Annotated in this window: 21 protein-coding genes, 1 pseudogene and 1 CRISPR repeat array; of the genes and pseudogenes, 8 read left to right on the top strand and 14 right to left on the bottom strand. The window is 32.7% G+C overall.

The annotated features are described in order from the left end of the window. Positions 1-4: 4 nt before the first annotated feature. From METIG_RS05285 to METIG_RS05275, 3 genes are all read right to left on the bottom strand, one after another. The gene (locus METIG_RS05285; protein WP_245527634.1) at positions 5-580 is read right to left on the bottom strand and encodes an RNA-guided endonuclease InsQ/TnpB family protein; all 576 of its coding nucleotides are present in this window, start codon (positions 578-580) and stop codon (positions 5-7) included. Next, positions 577-1038, bottom strand: a complete 462-nt coding sequence (locus tag METIG_RS05280) for a hypothetical protein (RefSeq protein WP_172632610.1) — start codon at positions 1036-1038, stop codon at positions 577-579. The genes METIG_RS05285 and METIG_RS05280 overlap by 4 nt, the downstream gene beginning before the upstream one ends. Before the next feature lie 270 nt (positions 1039-1308). After that, entirely contained in the window at positions 1309-3144 is a 1836-nt protein-coding gene (locus METIG_RS05275; protein WP_013799196.1) for a S16 family serine protease, read from the bottom strand. A gap of 145 nt (positions 3145-3289) precedes the next feature. Between METIG_RS05275 and METIG_RS05270 the strand changes: the two are divergent. Then, a pseudogene (locus tag METIG_RS05270) lies at positions 3290-4772 on the top strand (sodium-dependent transporter). A gap of 8 nt (positions 4773-4780) precedes the next feature. Beyond that, positions 4781-4903 carry a MetS family NSS transporter small subunit gene (locus METIG_RS09445; RefSeq protein WP_157209552.1) on the top strand — a complete coding sequence of 41 codons (123 nt, stop codon included), beginning with the start codon at positions 4781-4783 and terminating at the stop codon, positions 4901-4903. 145 nt (positions 4904-5048) lie between these two features. On the opposite strand, the gene METIG_RS05265 is transcribed toward METIG_RS09445, so the two are convergent. From METIG_RS05265 to METIG_RS05230, 8 genes are all read right to left on the bottom strand, one after another. After that, on the bottom strand, positions 5049-5906 hold the full coding sequence (locus METIG_RS05265) for a permease (protein ID WP_013799195.1): 858 nt from the start codon (positions 5904-5906) through the stop codon (positions 5049-5051). Beyond that, positions 5899-6552, bottom strand: coding sequence for a 4Fe-4S binding protein (locus METIG_RS05260; RefSeq protein ID WP_013799194.1), 654 nt, complete (start codon positions 6550-6552; stop codon positions 5899-5901). Before METIG_RS05260 ends, METIG_RS05265 begins: the two co-directional genes overlap by 8 nt. A 55-nt stretch (positions 6553-6607) precedes the next feature. Beyond that, entirely contained in the window at positions 6608-7450 is an 843-nt protein-coding gene (locus METIG_RS05255; protein ID WP_013799193.1) for a substrate-binding domain-containing protein, read from the bottom strand. A 179-nt stretch (positions 7451-7629) separates the two neighbouring features. Next, complete coding sequence (locus tag METIG_RS05250) at positions 7630-8472, bottom strand: TatD family hydrolase (protein WP_048055546.1); 843 nt, start codon at positions 8470-8472, stop codon at positions 7630-7632. Positions 8473-8574: 102 nt separating this feature from the next. Further along, positions 8575-8820 (bottom strand): hypothetical protein, encoded by a 246-nt coding sequence (locus METIG_RS05245; RefSeq protein ID WP_245527594.1) that lies wholly within the window; start codon positions 8818-8820, stop codon positions 8575-8577. Between the two features lie 298 nt (positions 8821-9118). Next, positions 9119-9494: direct repeats of the CRISPR family, unit length 31 nt; unit sequence ATTTCCATCCCCCTAAGGGTCTGATTTTAAC. An 86-nt stretch (positions 9495-9580) separates the two neighbouring features. Beyond that, a complete protein-coding gene (locus METIG_RS05240) occupies positions 9581-10516 on the bottom strand; it encodes a transposase (protein ID WP_013798476.1) in 936 nt (311 codons plus the stop codon). 385 nt (positions 10517-10901) lie between these two features. Then, positions 10902-11801, bottom strand: a complete 900-nt coding sequence (gene pdxS / locus METIG_RS05235; protein ID WP_013799190.1) for a pyridoxal 5'-phosphate synthase lyase subunit PdxS — start codon at positions 11799-11801, stop codon at positions 10902-10904. A gap of 297 nt (positions 11802-12098) precedes the next feature. Then, entirely contained in the window at positions 12099-12743 is a 645-nt protein-coding gene (locus METIG_RS05230; RefSeq protein ID WP_013799189.1) for a protein-L-isoaspartate O-methyltransferase, read from the bottom strand. A 215-nt stretch (positions 12744-12958) separates the two neighbouring features. Between METIG_RS05230 and METIG_RS05225 the strand changes: the two genes are divergently transcribed. The 3 genes from METIG_RS05225 to METIG_RS05215 all read left to right on the top strand — a co-directional run bounded on the left by METIG_RS05225 (position 12959) and on the right by METIG_RS05215 (position 14883). Next, a complete protein-coding gene (locus METIG_RS05225; protein WP_013799188.1) occupies positions 12959-13390 on the top strand; it encodes a Tfx family DNA-binding protein in 432 nt (143 codons plus the stop codon). A gap of 87 nt (positions 13391-13477) precedes the next feature. Beyond that, the gene (locus METIG_RS05220) at positions 13478-14521 is read left to right on the top strand and encodes an mRNA surveillance protein pelota (protein ID WP_013799187.1); all 1044 of its coding nucleotides are present in this window, start codon (positions 13478-13480) and stop codon (positions 14519-14521) included. Between the two features lie 14 nt (positions 14522-14535). After that, positions 14536-14883: a helix-turn-helix domain-containing protein gene (locus METIG_RS05215; RefSeq protein WP_013799186.1), complete on the top strand. Its 348-nt coding sequence runs from the start codon at positions 14536-14538 to the stop codon at positions 14881-14883. On the opposite strand, the gene METIG_RS05210 is transcribed toward METIG_RS05215, so the two are convergent. Further along, positions 14880-15833, bottom strand: coding sequence for a PocR ligand-binding domain-containing protein (locus METIG_RS05210; protein ID WP_013799185.1), 954 nt, complete (start codon positions 15831-15833; stop codon positions 14880-14882). The genes METIG_RS05215 and METIG_RS05210 overlap by 4 nt on opposite strands. 149 nt (positions 15834-15982) lie before the next feature. Between METIG_RS05210 and METIG_RS09645 the strand changes: the two genes are divergently transcribed. Together METIG_RS09645 and METIG_RS09760 are read left to right on the top strand one after the other, a co-directional pair. Next, positions 15983-16375: an IS1/IS1595 family N-terminal zinc-binding domain-containing protein gene (locus METIG_RS09645; protein WP_048055545.1), complete on the top strand. Its 393-nt coding sequence runs from the start codon at positions 15983-15985 to the stop codon at positions 16373-16375. A gap of 5 nt (positions 16376-16380) precedes the next feature. Further along, the gene (locus METIG_RS09760; protein WP_083809492.1) at positions 16381-16887 is read left to right on the top strand and encodes an IS1595 family transposase; all 507 of its coding nucleotides are present in this window, start codon (positions 16381-16383) and stop codon (positions 16885-16887) included. Positions 16888-16919: 32 nt separating this feature from the next. Here METIG_RS09760 and fsr read toward each other — a convergent pair whose 3' ends face one another. Next, entirely contained in the window at positions 16920-18773 is a 1854-nt protein-coding gene (gene fsr, locus METIG_RS05200) for a coenzyme F420-dependent sulfite reductase (protein ID WP_013799184.1), read from the bottom strand. 158 nt (positions 18774-18931) lie between these two features. Between fsr and METIG_RS05195 the strand changes: the two genes are divergently transcribed. After that, complete coding sequence (locus METIG_RS05195) at positions 18932-19753, top strand: hypothetical protein (RefSeq protein ID WP_013799183.1); 822 nt, start codon at positions 18932-18934, stop codon at positions 19751-19753. Here the strand turns inward: METIG_RS05195 and METIG_RS05190 are convergent. After that, positions 19750-20820 carry a Coenzyme F420 hydrogenase/dehydrogenase, beta subunit C-terminal domain gene (locus METIG_RS05190; protein ID WP_048055544.1) on the bottom strand — a complete coding sequence of 357 codons (1071 nt, stop codon included), beginning with the start codon at positions 20818-20820 and terminating at the stop codon, positions 19750-19752. The two genes, METIG_RS05195 and METIG_RS05190, sit on opposite strands and share 4 nt — an antisense overlap. Positions 20821-20892: the final 72 nt, after the last annotated feature.

The raw sequence follows: 20892 nt of genomic DNA, 5'->3' as shown, positions 1-20892 counted from the left end.
CTCTTTAGGGCGGAGAAGATTTAGCTAAATTTATTGCCGCATTCAAGTCCCTATCAATTTCTAAACCACACTTTGGACAAACAAACATCCTTTCATTTTTCAGATTTTTATTGATAAAACCACATTTGCTACACTTCTTAGATGTATATTTTGGGTTAACTTTGACTACAGGAATACCATTCTCTTTTGCTTTATATTCAATTTTACTTATCAAATCATGATAAGTCCATTTCATAAACAAGTTCCTTAGGCTTCGAGACTTTCCTTTTAGTCCTTTTAGATTCTCTATTATAATAGTTGCATTCCTGTTTTTAGCAATTTCAACTATTTTCTTAGATATAACATGATTTATATATGCAGAATATCTTTTAAATTTATCGCCAATTTTTGCATAACAATTTTTGTAAACGTTAACATATCTCCTAATATCCCTCTTTTCTAACTTTGTCTTATATCCTATGATTCCATCTCCGTGTATTCTAAGTAACTCATTGCCTTTATCATCAGCAACAACTACAAGATTATATATACCCAAATCTACTCCAATGACACTTGTAGTATTTCTTTGTGGTGTGTCTATTGTAACTGATATAGAAACATAATACCAATTATCTCTTTGAAAATTGTTAACCTCCCAAGTTTGTAATTGTTCAGGTATTTTTTGAATTTTTTAGGTATGTATAACGGAATATATGTTCTTTCTTTACACAAAGGTAAAATAACTCCAAAACTGTGCAGTTTATAGTCTTTATTTTTGAAACATACCAAGTCAGTTTTGAATTTTGGTTTTATTTTTTTAGTTTTTGTTTGTTTCAAACACTGAATAGCGACGTCCATAGCTTCTATCAACACGTTAGAATACAAATTACCATATTTTTCTCGCAATTGTCTATAACCATAACTTTGGAGTTTTCTCGTTGTAATCCATCCATTGTTTACAGAAATGTCTATCCAGTCATTTACAGCATTTTTGAAATCAACAAAACTTTGTTCAATTTTCATTTGTGCATGTCTTGTTAGTGATTCTCTGACTTTCATGGTAATTGATTTCTTCATCATGGGCACCAGTCGTGATTTTTATGCCACGCCAATCCACAAAATTTATATGGCGGTTCTAATATATGTACTCTTTGAAGGCTGCCTGACCCAGCCTGATGAACATAACCTGCCCAATGACGCCTCGGCGACGAGGATGAGAGGGTGTTCCCCATGGGAACCTCCGCCCTTTAGGCGGAGAGGAGGTCAGCTTCCCAGTAATTGAAATTTAAAAAATTTAGAAGTTAAATAAAAGTTAAAAATTTTGGCTAATTATTTATCTCTCAAGTAATATCCACCAAACAATCCACAAATCAATCCAACGATCAAGTAGGATACATTTATAAATACATTTTTTACATTTACTGTGTTTATTGGTTCTACCTTTTCAAACTGTGGAGTTTCTTTATCATAATTACTATTACTGTTGTTGTAGTAACTGCTTGTTGTTATGGTTTCTGTTTCATTTATACTACTTATGTAATTTATTGCCTTTAATATGTCAATGTCCATTTGAGCATAGGATGTGGCATATTTGTAATACATAATTTTTGAGGTTGTGTCATTTAAACTTTCAGCATATTCATAATATCCCAAAGCAGACATTGGCAATATTCCATAACTTTCTGCAAGGTTTATCTTTTCCCTTGCAAGGTTCCTTAGGTAGTTGTAATCGTTCATGAACTCCAATGATGTTGTTGCTAAAACTGATGCATCAATGCTATTTGAGATTGTTAGTAAGTAATCCTTTTCATTATATGCATTTTTTGCATTATTTAGCTTTTCTTCCCCTTCATCTACAAGTGGAGATGGCATCACCATTGAAGAATACAGAACAATAGTTTCCGCATTATCAAGGTATTCTTGGGAAAGTTGCTTAAGGTTTTGTGGGTTTATAGTTTCTCCACCATTATCTGGGCTTAAATTTAACCACCATATAGCACTGTCTCCCCTGCATTTAGCATAAGCCCCATATTTTATAGCTTCAATTGGCGAATTGGCATAGTAGCTTTTCCAGGCGTCATCAAGGAGGTTCTCTCCTTCAAATATCCTATTCTTTGCTGCAATTACAAACTCTATATTGTTCTTTGTTATTTTGTGGTTGTTTATTACTTCTTTTTTATTCTCTAAGTCATTTTGAATGTTTAAGAGATACTTTTTTACGTCTTCTCCATTTAAATAGTCAATTGTGGCATCTATAGTTTCAAGTTTTATTAATGCATTGAACCCGCTACATGTTGATGCATAATATTTTCCATCCATATATTGGTTATCTGCTTTTTCTATTAGTTTTTTTGCTTCTTTTAATTCATTTTCCAAAGAACTTTGATATTCATACCCGAGATAGTTCCTATTTAATTTTTCTTCAACTGCTGTATATTTCCCTTTTGATTTTTTCAACACCTCTATTGCTAATGCTCTCATGGATTTTGTATATTTATCTTCAATAATTGGGTTTGGACTATAGGTTTTCTTTTTTAGTTTGTGATTTGTGAAGTAATAGAGGGCATCATATATACTCTCCACCTCAATAACCTTAATTCCCAATCTCTTACCAAACTCAACAGCATCGATTGTTTTATTTCCACAACTAATATATCTTTCTCCCTTTGGAATTAGGAAGTAATCACATCCACACTCTTTTGCTGCCTCTATCTTCTCTAAAATTCCACCAACAGGACCTATACTTCCATCAGGATTTATCATCCCAGTTATCATGACGTTCTTATTTAAACTCCAATTATTCAACTCGGCAATCGTTGCAATACATAAAGTTGCCCCAGCAGAAGGGCCCCCAATTATCGGTACATCCGACCTAACTATATAATAGACATTATATTCTTTCAGATTTTTTCCAGCAATGTCAAATGCTACCTTGCTTGCAATTCTTGCAGAACCTTGCATATCTAACTGGGTTAAAGGCATTGTGTCCATAAAAACATGCCCATCCCCTTTTGTGACAATAACTTCAATGTTTACAGGAACTCCTTTGTAGCCATAATTTGTTTGAGTAACTGCTGGTGCAGTGATTGATACTGCAGAACTCTGCATCATTAAAATAAGTAATATCGGTATTGAGATTATTGGCAATTTGAATGTATTTTTCATCATCTTTCCTCCTCAAATATTTTAAAAAACTTATATATAACATAAAAGTTAATATAACTTTTATCTTTTATTTTTAATTATTTTTAATTTAAATATTTTCAATTTTTTATGACTTATTATTCAATTACATTGTAAAGGTGATATTTTGAAGTTAAGGGAACAATGGGGTTCTAAGCTGGGTTTCATACTTGCAGCTGTAGGTTCAGCTATAGGCTTGGGGAATATTTGGAGATTTGGTTATATGGTTTATACAAATGGGGGAGGGGCATTTCTAATTCCATACTTTGTGGCATTGTTTTGTGTTGGAATTACCCTAATGATACTTGAACTTGCTTTAGGGCATTTAACAAAGGGTTCTGCTCCACTGGCATTTAAAAAAATATATGAAAAAAGTGAATGGGTAGGATGGCTTGCGGTTATTGGAGGGTTTGTTATAACTACTTATTACAATGTTATAATTGCTTGGTGTTTATACTATCTTATAAATATAGTGGCTTTCGGTTTACCTAATGATCCAAATAACTTCCTTCTTTAATGAAGTCCTTAGTATTTCAAGTAGTGTTGGAGAAATTGGAGGATTTGTGTGGGGGATATTAGCATCGGTCATAGCAATTTGGGCAATAAACTTTTTGATAGTAAGTTGTGGAGTTAAGAAGGGCCTTGAGAAAGCAAACAAAGTATTCATACCTCTGTTGTTTATACTTGTATTAATTTTGGTGTTTAGGGGCATAACTCTACCAGGTGGATTGGAGGGAATAAGTTGGTATTTAACACCAAATTTTGTAGTGTTAAAAAATCCTGAAATATGGATAAATGCTTTTTCACAAATATTCTTTAGTTTAAGCCTTGGATTTGGGATAATGATAGCATATGCAAGCTATCTCCCTAAAAAAAGTGATATAACAACAAGTGCATTTACAATCTCCCTATTAAATTGTGGGTTCTCATTCTTGGCAGGTTTTGCTGTATTTGGAACCCTTGGATATATGGCATACGCAACCGGAGTGCCACTAAATGAGGTTGTTTCTCAAGGTATTGCGTTAGCATTTGTAACATTTCCAAAGGCAATATCTCTATTGCCAGTAGGTAGTGTCATTATGGGGATAATATTCTTCTTTGCATTAGTTATTGCTGGTATATCTTCATCAGTTTCCCTTATTGAAGCATTGGTTTCTGCGATAATGGATAAATTTGAAGTTAGTAGGAAAAAAGCATTAACACTTGTTACGGCTTTGGGGTTACTTGGAAGTTCAATATATGCTACAAAAGCAGGTTTATATTGGCTTGATATGATAGACCACTTTGCATCAGGTTATTTATTACCAATTGCTGGGGTTTTGGAGGCTATAATAGTTGTGTGGATTTTTGGAGGAGAAAAGATAATAGATTATGTAAACAGATTGTCAGAAATAAAAATAGGGACTTGGTGGAAGTATTTTGCTGGAATTTTGGCCCCATTGGTTTTATTGACCATTATATCACTTGATGTAGTCAGTTTAATAAATGAGCCGTATGGGGGCTACTCATGGAAATATTTGGGCATTGCAATCTTAATAATCCCAATAGCGTTTATATTAGCATTTATACTTTCTAAGATACCTTGGAAAAGAAAAGTTGAGAGGTTGTAGGTGAAATCATGCCAATCTCTGCTATAATTATGTTTATAATTGGGGCTACTGTATTGTGGGGAGGTTCAATATACTTTCTTTGGAAAAGTTTGAAGCAAAATGAGAAAATGAATGAAGAAGAACAGCAATAAAAATAGCATGTTGTTTTTGTAGAATTCTGCATTTATTCATAATCTTTTTTAAATAATAACAAAATTATGTGTAAAATTCCAAAATTAGTTTATTTGTGCTTTTAATTTCGATGGATGTTGTTTATAATGCACAAACGATTTTAGCTTACACACCTATTTTATCAAGAGTTATCCCAATTATCCCACTTCCAACAACAACCCCAAATACATACTTTAATGTTAATCTGTTCCCAAAATATTTTTTCATAGGCAATAATATAGGCAATCCTAAAGTAGGGGCTGAAATTAAGAACGAAACTATCAGTCCTTTTGGAATTCCTTCAATTGCAACCGTTTTTATAATTGGTAGCATTGCATATGGGCATAGGAAGATGAATATCCTTATTATTGAAACATAGAAGTATGTGTATACGTTATTGGAGAGAACCAATAAAATTGTCTCTTTTGGAACATAAGTCATTATGAACCCAGAAATTAGGAATCCCAAAACTATTGACGGGAATAATTTTCTAAATTGCTCAATGAACGCACTAAAAAAACTATTGTTATGATTTTTGGTTTCAAATCCACAAAATATTGCCTTCTCATTGTAAAAAATAAATCCCACAAATATAGACAAAACTATAGACGCTAAAACTTGCACAATCACCATCTTATACCCTAATAATGAAATCGTCAGTAAAATTCCAATAGGGTTTATTGAAGACGCAGAGACCATAAAGGCAAAACTAACCCCCAAATTTGCACCTTTTGAGTTCATAGCACTTGCCACTGGAATACCACTTGCAGAACATAGTGGTAAAATTGCTCCAATAAAAGATGCCAAAACTATGGATTTTTTTGAACCATCTAATACATGGACAAATTTTTTTCTTAAGTCCCCTTTTAATTTTATTTTTAAATAAGTGGATAAGATAAATCCCAACATAAGATACGGCAAAGCTCTCAAAAAGAAATTTAAAGAACGCTCTAATGAAAGGTAAATATCATATATGTCAATCATAGTTTCCACACTTTGAACATTTTTCACATTTATGTTCATTTTTGTATCCATTTTTTAACTTTCTAAGTCCTTTTTTTATTAATTGGAATGTAGTTCCGTAAGGGCATAAAAACCTACACCAAAATCTTGGTATGACAATACCTAAAAGTAATCCAACCAGTATTAATGCCAATCTTGTGTAGTAGGCATTTCCAGCAGTCATGAAAGCCAGTTTTATTGATGTTATTAAACTACTTGTGTGGAGTGGAACGTAGTATCTTGGGTTTCCATTGAGTATCGCGATTATGGCAAAAACAAACACAACATACTTTAAAAAATTAAGTGACAATTTCAACTCCAATGGGATTTTAAATGTCTTTTTTGAAAGTTTTCTTCTTATTTTGTAGATAATATCGTTCAAAGTTCCATAAGGACAAACCCAAGCACAAAAATCTTTCCTAAACAAAGCAATATACCCAAGGGCAAATACAACAAACTCCCTTCTATGGTATTTGGATGGACAATCAACAACGGGACACATATCACATGCTAAAAATGGAATAACATATGGGCATCTTAAAATAACAATAGCTAATGTTGGGATGGCAACGATAAAAACACCATATTTAACAATTAATGATAAAATTCTTTTAAATTTCAAATCCACATTATCACCCCAACAAAATAGAATTAAAAAATAGAATCAAAAAGTAAGAAGATAATTATTTAGGGGCGAGGTCTTTATATTCTGGGTAGTATTTGTTTAGGATTTCTTGACCTTTTTCAGATTTTACTGGAATGAAGCCGTGTTTTGCTAAAATGCTCTGTCCTTCATCTGATAAGACAAATTCCATGTATTTGTATGCTAAATCTTTGTTCTTTGAGTTTTTCATAACCCCTACTGTGAAAAATCCATCTGCTTTGTTTAAATATTCTCTTGGAATCTCAATAATTTCAACATTTCCTTTTATTCCTTCCAATGTTGTACATCTTCTCTCAACAAGTGCAGCATCACATTCTCCATCAACAACATACTCCAACATTTTTCTGTAGCAATCAAAGTCCTTTGCACTCTTTTCATAAATTTTTTCAATTAAGTCCTTTTTTGGTTTTAATGCCCTACTTTCTGGAATTGATGATTTTGAGTTTGTATAAACTTTAACATCGTCCCTCAACAAATCCTCTAATTTAGTTATATTCTTTGGATTACCTTTTGGCGTTATTATTACCCATTCAGTAAATTGGTAGATTTTGAAATCTGGCTCAATTAAACTTTTATTTAATAGAATTTCTGCATGTTTAACTCCTCTTGGCATATAGACATCACAGTATGCACCATTTTCTATAGCCTTCCTTAAGGTTCCTGACGATGCTCCAACAAAATCTATTTTACAGTTGTATTTCTTCTCGAATACTGAGTTAAGTTCTTGAAGTGCTTCTGTTGGACCTCCACAACTATAGACCACTAAGGTTTTCTGATTTTCTGTTGCTTGGTTTGACACACATCCACATAACAATAAACTTGATACAATAACCCCCACAACTAAAAGAGAAAGCTTCCTCATAGTTTCACCTTATTAAATTTTCTAATAACCAAAATCCAAAAATTTTCAATCTTAATTTTAATTTTCCATATAAATAATTTGCTATTTATGAATTTTAATGACCATTTGGTTATTAAAAACTATAATGAGATGAAAAAAGAGATTTTTTATAAAAAAGTTAAATAAAAAAAGAATTTTAGTTATTCAATCTCAATTCCATAGAGATTTTCAATATTCTCCTTATGAATTTTGAAACATCCTTCTTCGTCCAATAAACCCATTTCAATGAGTTTTCTTGTCCTTCTTGGAACTGTTTTAATGCCCAAAACCACACCCGGTCTTTTTAAATCATCTATATAGTCAGTTTCCATAACAAACCTAAGAGATTTTTTTACTGCACTTTCAACGGGTTTTGAAGCAATTATTGATGGGAAAATACCGTATTTCTCCCCTTCTAAAACCATATCCCCACAGTGGTGCTTTATAACTTTTTCTGGGTTTAGTCCAACGTCCTTTGCCATTTCAGAGAGCTCCTTAAATTGCTCTTCTGTTGCAGATTCGGCATGAATTTGGATAGCACAATTTAAATCCTCCGCTAATTCCATTGCATATCTTAGGATTTCATTGGAAACTCTCCAAACATCCTCACTAACTTCATAATGTGGTCTCCCAACTTCACCAATACCCACGATAAAATCATTCTCCTCAACAAGTTTTTTTGCGTAGTTTAGGGCATTAATCATTTTTTCTTTTGCTTCTTCTAAGGAAATTCCCCTTTTTAGCATAACGGTTAGCTCTGCCGGATGGACGCCAACTAAACCAAATGCCTTAACATTGGTGTTTTTGTTTATTCTTTCTATGTCTTTAACCAAGATATCCATGGATTTCGTTAAATCCCCATCAAATGTGGGTTTGTTTAAAACAATCATCACTTTTCCTCCAGCGTTGTGGAAGATTTTTGCTACCTTCTCTGCTCCGTAACCATTCTCATTATCTACATGGATGTGGTTGTCTGTTATGGGTAGATTTTTGAGAATGTCCATAGTATCTCCAAAAAACTTTTTTGCATATACTATTTTTGAAATCATTAAAAAAGTTCTCTGGCAAAAATATAGTTTCGGACAAAAATATTTTAAATGTGATCCCTAAGGGCTGATTTTAACTATAATTCTTGAGATTATAGCTAAACTTACATGATATATCATTAGTATTAATATCACTACTATCGTATCTAAAATAGACAAAGTAAATGATTTTGGGTTAATACCCGCACTTATAAAAATACTATTGCTGTATTCTACCCCTACAAGTGCAAAGATAATAGGAATTACAAATTTATATATAACTTCAAAATTTTTTAATTTTATTTCCTCTTTTTTTAGACGCTTCATTAGAGAAGAATATAATTTAACACTTAATAATATTGAAAATGAAATTATAATTATTGTAATTATAACATTCATATTTTCACTTTTCAATCTACGTATCCTGAATTATCTTTGTATTATTCATTATACTTATAGCCCGTTTCCATCCCCCTATGGCTCTAATTGAAACTTTTAAAAAAAGTTTCATCAAAATGGGATGCACTACCTCGCTTCGCTCGGTAGTGCCTCTATTAAAAAATAAAATTTCCATCCTAAGGGCTGATTTTAATCTTTTTTTATTTTTATTATTGATAAAAGAAGCGTTTCCATCCCCCTAAGGGTCTGATTTTAACAAATTATAAAATAGTCCCTCTTCAGGCAGTATATTGGGATTTCCATCCCCCTAAGGGTCTGATTTTAACGGGGGTTGGTGGATAGCGAGGGCGTAAATAAGATTATATTTCCATCCCCCTAAGGGTCTGATTTTAACATATACTCACATGATAGAGTATTTAACGAGTGATAATTATGCATTTCCATCCCCCTAAGGGTCTGATTTTAACAAGTCAATACTTTCCACAGTTTCTTCAACTCTATCTGGATTTCCATCCCCCTAAGGGTCTGATTTTAACTTTATCCGAAAATGATGATGGAACATGGAGTTTAAATTTCCATCCCCCTAAGGGTCTGATTTTAACAGGACAATATTTTGCTCCTTTTCCTATATAAAGTTTTCTATTTGCTTGAGGTTGTCGAAAAATTATTTCATCAATGAATTTAAATATTACTCTCTAATACTAATAACTCTCATTAGTGTTAAAATATTATGAACGATTGCTACTGCTAAAGTAGCTCTACATCTACTTTCAGGTAGTTTTTCATTTAGAGTTAATCTAAATTTAGTTTTTAGCCCTCCAAATATCGCTTCTATTACCCCTCTAATTTTATACAGTTTCTTATCAAACAATTTTTTAACTTTCTTTCTGATTTTAGAAATACCGTAATCCCATTTAAACTCTTTTGTTTTAACTATTGGAATGAGGTCTATAGATAACAACTCTCTAAGTAAATCTTCATCATCGTAACCACCATCCAACAATATTATCGCACCTTTCACAAAATCTAAAGATTTTATCATTTTTAGTAAGTTTTTACTGTCTGAACTATATCCATTATCCCATTTTACCATAACAATCGAAATTAATCCATAATCTTTATAATAGCAAGCTAATACGTGCATTTTGTCAAAAACCCGATACTTTACCTTTTTTATTTCATTATTCACAACTCTGATTCTTTCACAATACACTCTTAATAAATGGACTCCAGTGGAATCAGCTATGTAAATTATAACCGATGATTTTAACGAATTAGCAATAATTAAGTGTAATCCAACGATTATTTTAGTTAAATCGCTTATTTTAATCCTCTGAAAAGCTTTTCCGTATGTGGAGCTATCTATATGCTTTTTATGTAAATAATCGGAAAGAGTTTCTAAATCTCTTAAACTAATTCTAAAAATGTGTTTTATTATTAGAGTAGCTATATATTCATTGTAACTTATAGCTAAAGGCCTTCCTACTTTGCGTTTTTCTTTATATGGAAGTAAAATATTTATAATAAATGAAACAAAATCATAAGTGTACTTAATATTGAATATCTTAAACCTCTTATCGTAGGCTTTCCAGTATCCTTTTCTTTTGGTTTTTCTGCCGCTCATAATTATTATTACTATTATTTATAGTATTCGTATTTTTCGACAACCTCTATTTGCTTCTTTTTAAAGCATTGATTTTCAAAGGGGTATTAACAGTGTTCATTTATATACCTCTGCACTTCTCTAAAAATCGTTTAAATTCGAAATAATTTTTTAAAATCGATTTAAATCGTTAAATAAACTCTATCAATCGGGGAAAATTTGAAATATGATCTATTAGGTTTTTAAATCAAAAAATCTCAATAAATCCTTAAATTTAAATATGCAAATCTTTCAAAATAAAGAGACCTTCGAAATTTGATAAAAATCCTTAAAATTAAAAAATAACCCCTAAAAATCCTTAAAATCAAAAAATAAAAATTTTTAGCGAGGGAAGGGTATAAATACCTTAATCTCCTCTATACTGTAACATCTCTCCTTCACTCAATTTTGATATATCAATGCCTCTCATTGGTTCTCCAAGGTTCTTACTGATTTCTGCAATAACATCTGGTTTGTCGTAGTTATAAACTGCCTCAACAATTGCTCTTGCTCTCTCTTCTGGGTTTTCTGATTTGAAGATTCCTGAACCAACAAATACACCATCAGCACCAAGTTGCATCATTAAAGCAGCGTCAGCAGGTGTTGCAATTCCACCAGCAGCAAAGTTAACAACAGGCAATCTTCTTAATTTTGCAACCTCATAAACTAATTCAACTGGAACTTTAAGTTCATTTCTTGCCATGTATAATAACTCTCTGTCCAATCCCATCTCATAGTATCCAACAACTCTTGCAATTCCTTCATTAACTGCTCTCATATGCCTTACTGCCTCAACAACGTTTCCAGTTCCTGCTTCTCCTTTTGTTCTAATCATTGCTGCTCCTTCTTCTATTCTTCTCAATGCCTCTCCAAGATTTCTTGCTCCACAAACAAATGGAACTTTGAATTTTGTTTTATCGATGTGGTGTTGCTCATCTGCAGGGGTTAAGACCTCACTCTCGTCAATCATATCTACTCCAATTGCCTCTAAGATTTGTGCCTCAACAAAATGCCCTATCCTTACTTTTGCCATAACAGGGATTGAGACAGCGTCTTTTATCTCTAAAATTAATGCAGGGTCTGACATTCTTGCTACTCCACCCTGAGCTCTTATATCTGCTGGGACTCTTTCCAAAGCCATAACTGCAACTGCACCAGCATCCTCTGCAATTTGTGCTTGCTCTACATTTGTAACGTCCATAACTACTCCATGTTTAACCATCTTAGCAAATCCCTTCTTTAACAAATCGGTTCCTACCTTTTTCATAATAACCCTCCATGATTGTTATTTTTGTATAAATATAGTTGTGTGCGAAATATATACGGCAAAACCTTCGGTTTTGCCATTAATCTATACGGCAAAACCCTTTGGGTTTTGCCATTAATTTTTTAAGTGGTCATTATTCCCTTTTAAATTTTTAAAATTAAGTGTTTAATACCATAAATCTTATTGAAATTATGTCCAACTTCTAACGCACACAACTATAAATATTATTGCGGTATATAAATTATTACTCAAATTCTAAATATTTTTGATATTTTTGTCATTTATATATTATATTGTTTAATAATCTTTCCACCCTTCCTCTCCAACAAGTGGTACAAATGAAACTTCTCCAAAATCCTTTTCAATAATTTTCCCATCTTTTTTCTCAATTAGAATGAGGTGTTGCACATATCTCCCAACTGGTATTAGTAATTTCCCCCCATCTTTAAGTTGCTCTATTAAAGGCCTTGGCACCTTAGGCCCAGCAGCAGTTACATAAATTCTATCATAAGGAGCAAGGGGCTCATATCCCAATGTTCCATCCCCACATATCACAATTACATTATCATAGCCTAATCTTCTTAATGTTTTCTCTGCTCTTTTAGCTAACTCTGGAAATCTCTCAACTGTAACAACCAATCCATCTTTTCCAACCAATTCTGCCGTAACTGCTGCATGATATCCGCATCCAGTTCCAACCTCAAGAACTTTCTGCCCCTCCTTCAAATCAAGAATATCACACATCATCGCAACCATGTGGATTGCTGAAATGGTCTGCCCAAAGCCAATTTCAAGAGGACTATCGATATAGGCATATTCCTTCAAATCTTCTGGAACAAATTCATGTCTTGGAACTTTTAATAAAGCTTCAGCAACTTTTTTATTTTTGATATATCCTTCATACATAAGTCTTTCTACAATAGGTTTCATTTTTTCAATCATAAAAATCTCCCACATACTTTTTGAAAATTAAAAAATTTAAGGGTATTAAAATATATATTGTTGATTATACTTAAAACTATAGTTGTCGTAGAATTTTGTCACTTATTTAGGTATAATAATAATCATGAAGTGGTTAAATTTTCAAAATTTCAAATTATTATTCTTCCTTAAAAAATGGTGTAAATGACCTATATTAGAATATTGCTGGTGGTTTTATGGATTTAGAAAAAAAGAAAAAAAATTTTGCTAAATCTTTTTTGACAGAAATGCAAATAAAGGTCTTAGAGTTGAGGAGGAAGGGCTTAACACAGGAAGAAATTGCAAAAATGTTGGGGACAAGTAGGGCAAATATAAGCATGATTGAGAAGAGAGCAAAAGAGAATGTTGAAAAGGCAAAAAACACATTAAGAATATACAATCAAATTTTTGCCCCCTTGGTAATTAATATTGAAAAAGATACTGACGTCCTAAAAATCCCAGAGATTGTTTTTAAAAAGGCAGATGAAAAAGGCATACATGTAAAATATAGTACCTTAGATATATTAGAATTCATTAGAAAAAATGCAAAGAATTATGTGGAAAAGAGAGTTGTTAAGGAATCCTTCAAAATATATGTCCTTGAAAACGGAGAATTAGATATAGGTTAATTTAACAAATTAAATTTAACAAATAACTAAAAATAACTAAATAAAATTAAAGACTTCAAAAACACAATAAAGAAGGCAGTGATATCTATGAAAATAGTTCAGGAAATTCCTGAAAGGGACATAATAAAAGTAATGCCAGAGAATTTAGATGATTTGTGGTATCTTTCAACAATAATAGAAAGAGGAGACAACGTATATGCAGTAACAGAAAGAAGAGTGCAAGATAAGGGAGATAAACTAAGGGCAGATAGAGGGGTTAAGAGGAGGATGTTTTTAGGGGTTAGGTGTGAAAAAGTTGAATTTCATGAAGATACCAACAGATTAAGAATTTTTGGGACAATTATTCATGGTCCTGATGATGTACCACTTGGCTCTCACCATACCATTGAGGTTGAGCCATTTACTGAAGTTTCTATTCAAAAAAGATGGAAGAAATGGCATCTTGAGAGATTAAAAGAGGCAGTGGAATCTTCTCAAAAACCAAAAATTGTTGCCGTTGTTATGGATGATTCTGAGGCGGATATTTATTTAATAAGGGAGTTTGGAGTTAAAGAAGTAGCAAGTATAAAATCCGATGTTTCAAAGAAATTGGATTACAAGGCAAATGAGCAAGTGAGGGCAGAATATTACCATGAAATTGCAAAAACACTTTTAAATTATGATACCGATAAAATTTTAGTTGCAGGGCCAGGATTTGGGAAGAATAATTTCCAAAAATTTGCTTCAGAAAAATACAAAGACTTGGCAAAAAAGATTGTTGTTGAAAATACATGCACAACTGGAAGAACTGGATTAAATGAGATTTTAAAGAGCGGAATTATAAACAAAATTTATGGAGAAGCGAGATTGAGTAAAGAGGCACAATATGTAAATAAACTTTTGGAAGAGATAGCAAAGAATGGATTGGCTGCCTATGGGATAGATGAAGTGAAAAAAGCTCTAAACTATTCAGCAATAGAAACATTATTGGTAACTGATGAAATGTTGAGAAAAAGACACATTGAAGAGATTATGAATCTTACTGAAAGCATTGGTGGAAAAGTAATTGTTATCTCAACAACCCATGATGCTGGAAAGCAGTTAAAGGCATTGGGAGGTATTGCAGCGTTGCTGAGGTTTCCAATTGAATAAAATTGGGTGATTACATGGATAATCTTATAGTGGCGAGAATGCAGAAATTCACAATTGAGGACTTGATGAGATGTATTTTGGGCTTGCAGGAGATTGAAATTAGGATTTATTTTGAACTTTTAGATATGAAGGAAGCAACAGTAATGGAAATTGCCGAAAAAATAGATAGGGATAGGACAACAGTTCAAAAAGCATTGAGGAGTTTAATGAATTGTGGGTTAGTTGAGAGGGAAAAGGTAACAGAAAAAAGCGGGTTTAAATACATTTACAGACCTATTGAATTTAAAGAAGTGAAGGTAAAAATGGAGGAACTTTTAGATGAGTGGTATTTAAGTGTTAAGGAATGGCTAAAAAAATACTAAACTACAATTTGGAAATATTGGTAAATAACGTATACGAACTTTTTTATTTCTTCGGTGGTGTATTTGTTATTCTCGCTAATCGTACCTACTAAATAAAGTTTGTGTATTGGAATTATGAACATCTTTTCTTGTTCTAAAAATAATGGCTTGTCTAATTTTCTTATTCTATCTTTATTATAATCCATTTGTTCCATCACAAAAGAAAATTTATCATAATCCATAACAAAAAGTGCATTAAGTTCATTATCAAAAAACATCAAGTTTGAATTTATAATTTCTGCTGTTGGAAGCACGAAATATTCCAAAAACTTTAAAATATATTCTTCGTCTTCTTCGCTAAGTTCTTTTTTTGATAAGCAAGCAGAGAGTTTTTTAAAGTCAATATCATACTTTATCATATTCTTAACAAGTTCTAAAACTACCTTTATCTCATTCTCACTTAAACTTCTTATTTCATCTTTTGCAAGATTTAGAAGCTTATCCTTGTCAACACTTATAACCTCAGAAACAGATGCTAATTTTTTGAGGGAATACTCCTCCTCTCCCTCTTTGAAGCATCCACATATTCCAGTATAACCTACAATCTCCCCGTTATTTTTTATAGGGTATAGAACTTTTAAAAGTCCAGCATCACAGTAATCAATAATAATAGGTCCCTTTTCGTCATCCGGATATGCAATAGGGGTAATCTTAGACAATTCCTTTTCAATAATACTCTTTTTTACCGTATTATTTTTTAATTTTGCTGAATTTAAAACTCTCTTGTGGCTGTTCTGGCAAATATTTCTTCCAATTTCATGGGTTTTTATCATCTTGCATATTTCATTTCCAAAATAAAATGGCTGTATAACCTTCCCATTTTTATCAAATGTGGCTACATTTGCTTTTAATAATTCACTTATTGGCTTCAATACTAAGATATTAATTTTCTGAATCTTTTCTAACTCCATAATCCCCCTAAAATATCCTTATATACAAAAATAAATATGCGTTACATATTAAAATACTTTTCGGGAAGAATTTAGGAATGAAAAAAATAGAAAACGCTCATGTTCATCCATGATTACCTATATAAACAATGATTGCCATAAATAGTTTTATGAGCGCTAAAATATATGGGTTATTCATACCGGGGGATAAGGAGTGTATTGAAGTTATAAGGCAGATTAGATGGAGTAGGGGCTATGTTTGTCCATACTGCAATTCGAGAGATGTTATTTTAAAGGGTAAAGAGAGAAATAAACCATACATTCAGAGATACAGATGCAACTCGTGCAGGAGACACTTCAACGATTTAACTGGAACGATATTCGCCAAAAAGCAGATGTCTCTGGGAGAGATGTTCTACATCATCAAAAACCTGAAAAATTCATCCATTAAACAGATATCCGAAGAGCTGGAGAGGGATTACAGAACCGTCTACTATTTCGCGGAGGAAGTTATGGAGTTATCTGAAAAAGACAATATTTTAAAAAAATTGCTGGAAATGTGATATAAATAGACGAATTCTATGTTAACGCTGGAGATAAAGGAATTAAAAAAGAAAACAGACGAAGAAGAGGTTTAAAAAGGAGAGGCAGGGGAACATACAGAACTGAGAGACCTCCAATAATAACACTGTACAGCAGAATGGAGAAAAGGGTCTTCACCTCAGTGGAAGTTAGTTTAAGCAAAGTTAGAATATGGGAAATGATTGATGGGGTGAATTCAGACGATTTAATCGTTAATACGGACGAATACACCATCTATGAAAATTTAAGCTCGCATCCGAAAGTATCTGTGCATTTAACAGTCAATCACGCGTCGAAAGAATATTCTAACGGGTTCTCTCACATTAATAACTGCGAATGCTTCCATTCGATAATCAAACCCTATTTAAGAAAACACAGAGGAATTTCCAGGAAAAATCTCCACATATACGTAAGCTTCTACACATTCATTTATAACTACAAATCAAACTGGTTTATCAAATTGCTGATAATTATGTTAGGTAATGGTGGTTGAAGATGAGCGATAGAAAATATAGAAAATTAAGTTTATTTTTTCATCAATTCTTCAACTTCCTCCAGAAACTTGCCTTGACCAATTCTCTTCATAACAGCGGCTAATCTTTCTCTTTGTGGTTTCTTAGCGTATTTATCATAGACAACTAATACCTTATCTATGAAGTTGATTATCTCATCAACACTCATCAACCTCATGCTAATTCCTTCAACAACTTCCCTTCCTGTTTTACCTCCAACATAAACCATAAAGCCTTCTTCTTTAACATCTCTTGCCTCATTTGGACATGCTTTAATACACTTACCGCATCCAATACATACGTTGTAGTTGGTATAGGATGTTTCTCCCCTTATATCAATTGCCTCAACCTTACAGACCTCTGCACACCTTCCACAGCCGTTACATTTTTCTTCATTAACAACTGGGAATTTAACCCCTGCTATACCAATGTCGTGGATTTGTGGTCTTACACATTTGTTTGGACATCCGCTAATTGCAATTTTGAATTTGTATGGGGCAGGTCTTTCTTTGAAGTTATCTTCAATTATTTTACACAATTCCAGCGTATTTATCAATCCACTACTACAGTTTCCAGCTCCAGGACATGCCAATGTTGCCCTAACTAATGGTCCTTCTGAACCTGTTATAAGACCTTTTTCCATAAGTTCTAAAACAATATCTTCAGCATCAAATCCACTTATGCCGTGGAGCTCATAAGCTCCCCTATTTGTTAATTTTATCTTAGCGTTGTATTTTTCTGCAATGCTTAATATTTCTTTTATCTCTTCAACAGTGTACCATCCAGCAGGTTTTGCTCTAATTCTTATGAAGTAAGTTCCATCTGCTCTCTTACCAATTCCACCATAATCGGCTGTCCAGTAGAATGATACTTTCTCATTGTTTTCTTTTCTTCTTTCAATTTCTTTCTTGAATCTCTTTAACTTCATCTGTTTTAATTTCTCAATTGCTCCTAAATCAACACCTTCTTTTAATTCTACAGCATTCTTAATCTCTTCCCCTTTCTCAGTTCTTATTATGACTGTTGAGTAACCATCTGGACTTCCAACACACCCAACTGAAACATCAGCCATCTCTGCATCAAAATCCCTACACATTTTACATCCTGAACAGATTTCAAACTCTTTTAAGTCAATTTCTTTCTTCTCTCCATTTATATAAACGAGAAGTTTTCCTTTTTTAATGTCGAATTTTTCAACTTTTTCAATGTCTATTCCATGCTTTGCAAGAACTTCCTTCATATTGTCATAATCAAACTTCTCAGTACAGAATAAACCAATTAAGTATTCAATTTTTGGTAATTTGACTGGTTTTCCATTTTTGCCGAGTTCTCCATCATGTTTTGCTAAGTATGGGAAGTATTGCAACTTCCTTAATCCATTAATTTGGCATGGTAATCCAACGACTGCAACTTTCTCTAATCCCATTTCTCCAGCTTTTCTTAATGCATCAAGTGTTGATACAGCATATTTTGATTTTGCGGTTTTTAATAAATCCTCCGCATTTTGGACAACTAATGAGACAGGTTTCCAGCACTCATCCCCAACAACTATAGCCCCATCAATTTTTCCGTTTTCTAAGAGGTATTTTAAAAATGTTGTTACAACTCCTCCATCTTGCCCTTCAATGTCTCCTTTTCCATAGTAGTATTCTTCCTTGAACTTCTCTCTTATTTTTATTTGGTATTTTCCTGATGAGACCCTTGGACAAACGTCATAACACATCCCATGACCTTTTCTTAAACACTCCTCTATTAATTTTGGTTTATCTTCAAAAGTTAATATACCATTAGGACATACTATTGTACATGTACCGCATTTAGCACATATCCCACTATCAACAATTTCATTTAATTTCCACTCGTACATTTGCATCACCTACATGTGTGAATAATTTCTTCACACTTTATTTTTTAACTAAGGTATATATAAAACTTACTAATGTGTGCATGAATTACGCACACATGTCTATATCATAATTCATTTGTATATTTTTATATGTACTCCTTTATATATTTGGTGATATTATGTTCTGCAACCAAAATTACAAGTTTGGAGTTATTCCAAAAAAGGATGGATACATGATAAGGTTGGCATTAAAGCCAGGTTACATAACCTCTGAACAATTAGATGCGATAAGTTATATTGCAAAAAATTTTGGAGAGAATAAGGTTCATATCACAACAAGGCAAGGTATTGAGTTAAAGATAAAACACGAACACTTAGAAGAGGCAGAGAAGATATTGAATGAAGTTGGAATTAAGTTGGGTTCAACTGGTAGAAGGATTAGGCAGATAGTTGCATGCATTGGAACTGAATGCCCAAATTCTATTGGGGACTCGATAAAATTGGCAAGGATGATTCATGATGAGTTTGAGGGTATTTGGGTTCCAAAAAAGTTAAAGATAAATGTCAGTGGATGCCCAAATAACTGCACTCATCACCAATTTTGCGATATTGGGATATGTTTTAGATACATTTTAAAAATTGATAAAAAAGAATGCACTGATTGTGGAAAATGCAGAGGTTTTTGTGAGATAGATGCAATAGATTGGAAAAATAAGGTTATAAAAGAAAATTGCATAGGAATGGGGGAATGTCTCAAACTCTGCAATGCTATAAAGGTTGAAGATAGGGTTATATCCATATTTATTGGAGGGAAGGGGGGAAAATTTCCAAAAAAAGGAAAATGGCTGGTGGATGTTAAAACTGAGGATGAGGTTATAGAAGTTATTGATGGAATTATTGAACTATACACAAAATTTGGAAAAGGTAGAATTTGTGATTTTGTTGAACATGTTGGGATTGAAAACGTTAAAAAAAGTTTAAAAGAAAAAGGTTTTATTTAATTTCCTCTTTCCATTTTCTTCTTAGCGAGTTTTTTGATTGCATCAATATTTACTTCGCAATCAACTTTCTCTAAGTAACCATTGAGTATTGCTCTCTCAACGAAACCTTTACCCCATTCATTCCTTACTATTAATGTTGTTACTCCTTCTGGAGTTCCTACATTACCCGCGGAGATATCAGATACCAATGCGGTAAAGTCCCTACATACACTACATCCTTTTCTAACACAGTATTCGATTTCTTTCAACGGAATTTCTTTTGTCTCACCATTTAATAAATCAATTGCTAACTTCCCTTTTTTAATTTCCATCTTTTTTATTTCCCATGGGTTTATTCCCATTTCTTTAATTTTAGCCATTAATTCACTATATTTGAATGTTTCAGTACAGAACAATCCTATCTTTAACCTAATAGCCTTTTTGAATGGTCTTAATAAATCATTATCTGATGCTAAGATTTGGAAAACTGCATTTATAACACAAGGGGTCCCAACAATTGCCAACTTTTCCAATTTTCTGACCATAACTGCCTCTTTTAGTGCCTCCAATATTGGGACGTTCCAGTTGTATCTACTACCAGCTGCTTTTATCAACTCTTCTTTTGTTGTTGCAAGGACTGATTTTGGTTCCATTGTCCACTTATCTTCACTTACAACAATAGCTCCATCAATTAAGCCCTCATCAAGAGCATTGCACAATATTGCTGTAACAGCTCCACCACTTTGGGCATATTTTATATCCATTTTTGATTTTGCTCCAAATATCTCAATATATTTCCCAATCTCCTCAATTGGAATTTCCAATTTTTCCTCTGTTCTTGGGCAAGCGTCATAACATGCCCCACAAGGAACATTATATAAGGTTACCTTACAAAATTCAGCAGATGCTGGACATTCAGTTTCTGCAGCAGGATCTATTGTGCATGCACATAACTCACATTTAAACTTAACTGGACTCTGCTGTTTGAAGTATATGTTTTCTACTGGACAAACTGCAACACAAGCTCCACATCCAGAGCATATATTTTTGTCCCAAACCTCTTCCTTTAATTTCAAATATGATTTCATTATTTTCACCTTTAGTCTATGTTTTTTCATGAAATTTTGAAAAGTTAAACAAAATTGTTAAATTTATGATTT

The sequence above is a fragment of the Methanotorris igneus Kol 5 genome (assembly GCF_000214415.1).
Taxonomy (GTDB): Archaea; AGJL01; Methanococci; order Methanococcales; family Methanococcaceae; genus Methanotorris; species Methanotorris igneus.
Note: the sequence above shows the minus strand (reverse complement) of the source record. Positions and strands in the feature narration are given on the sequence as shown.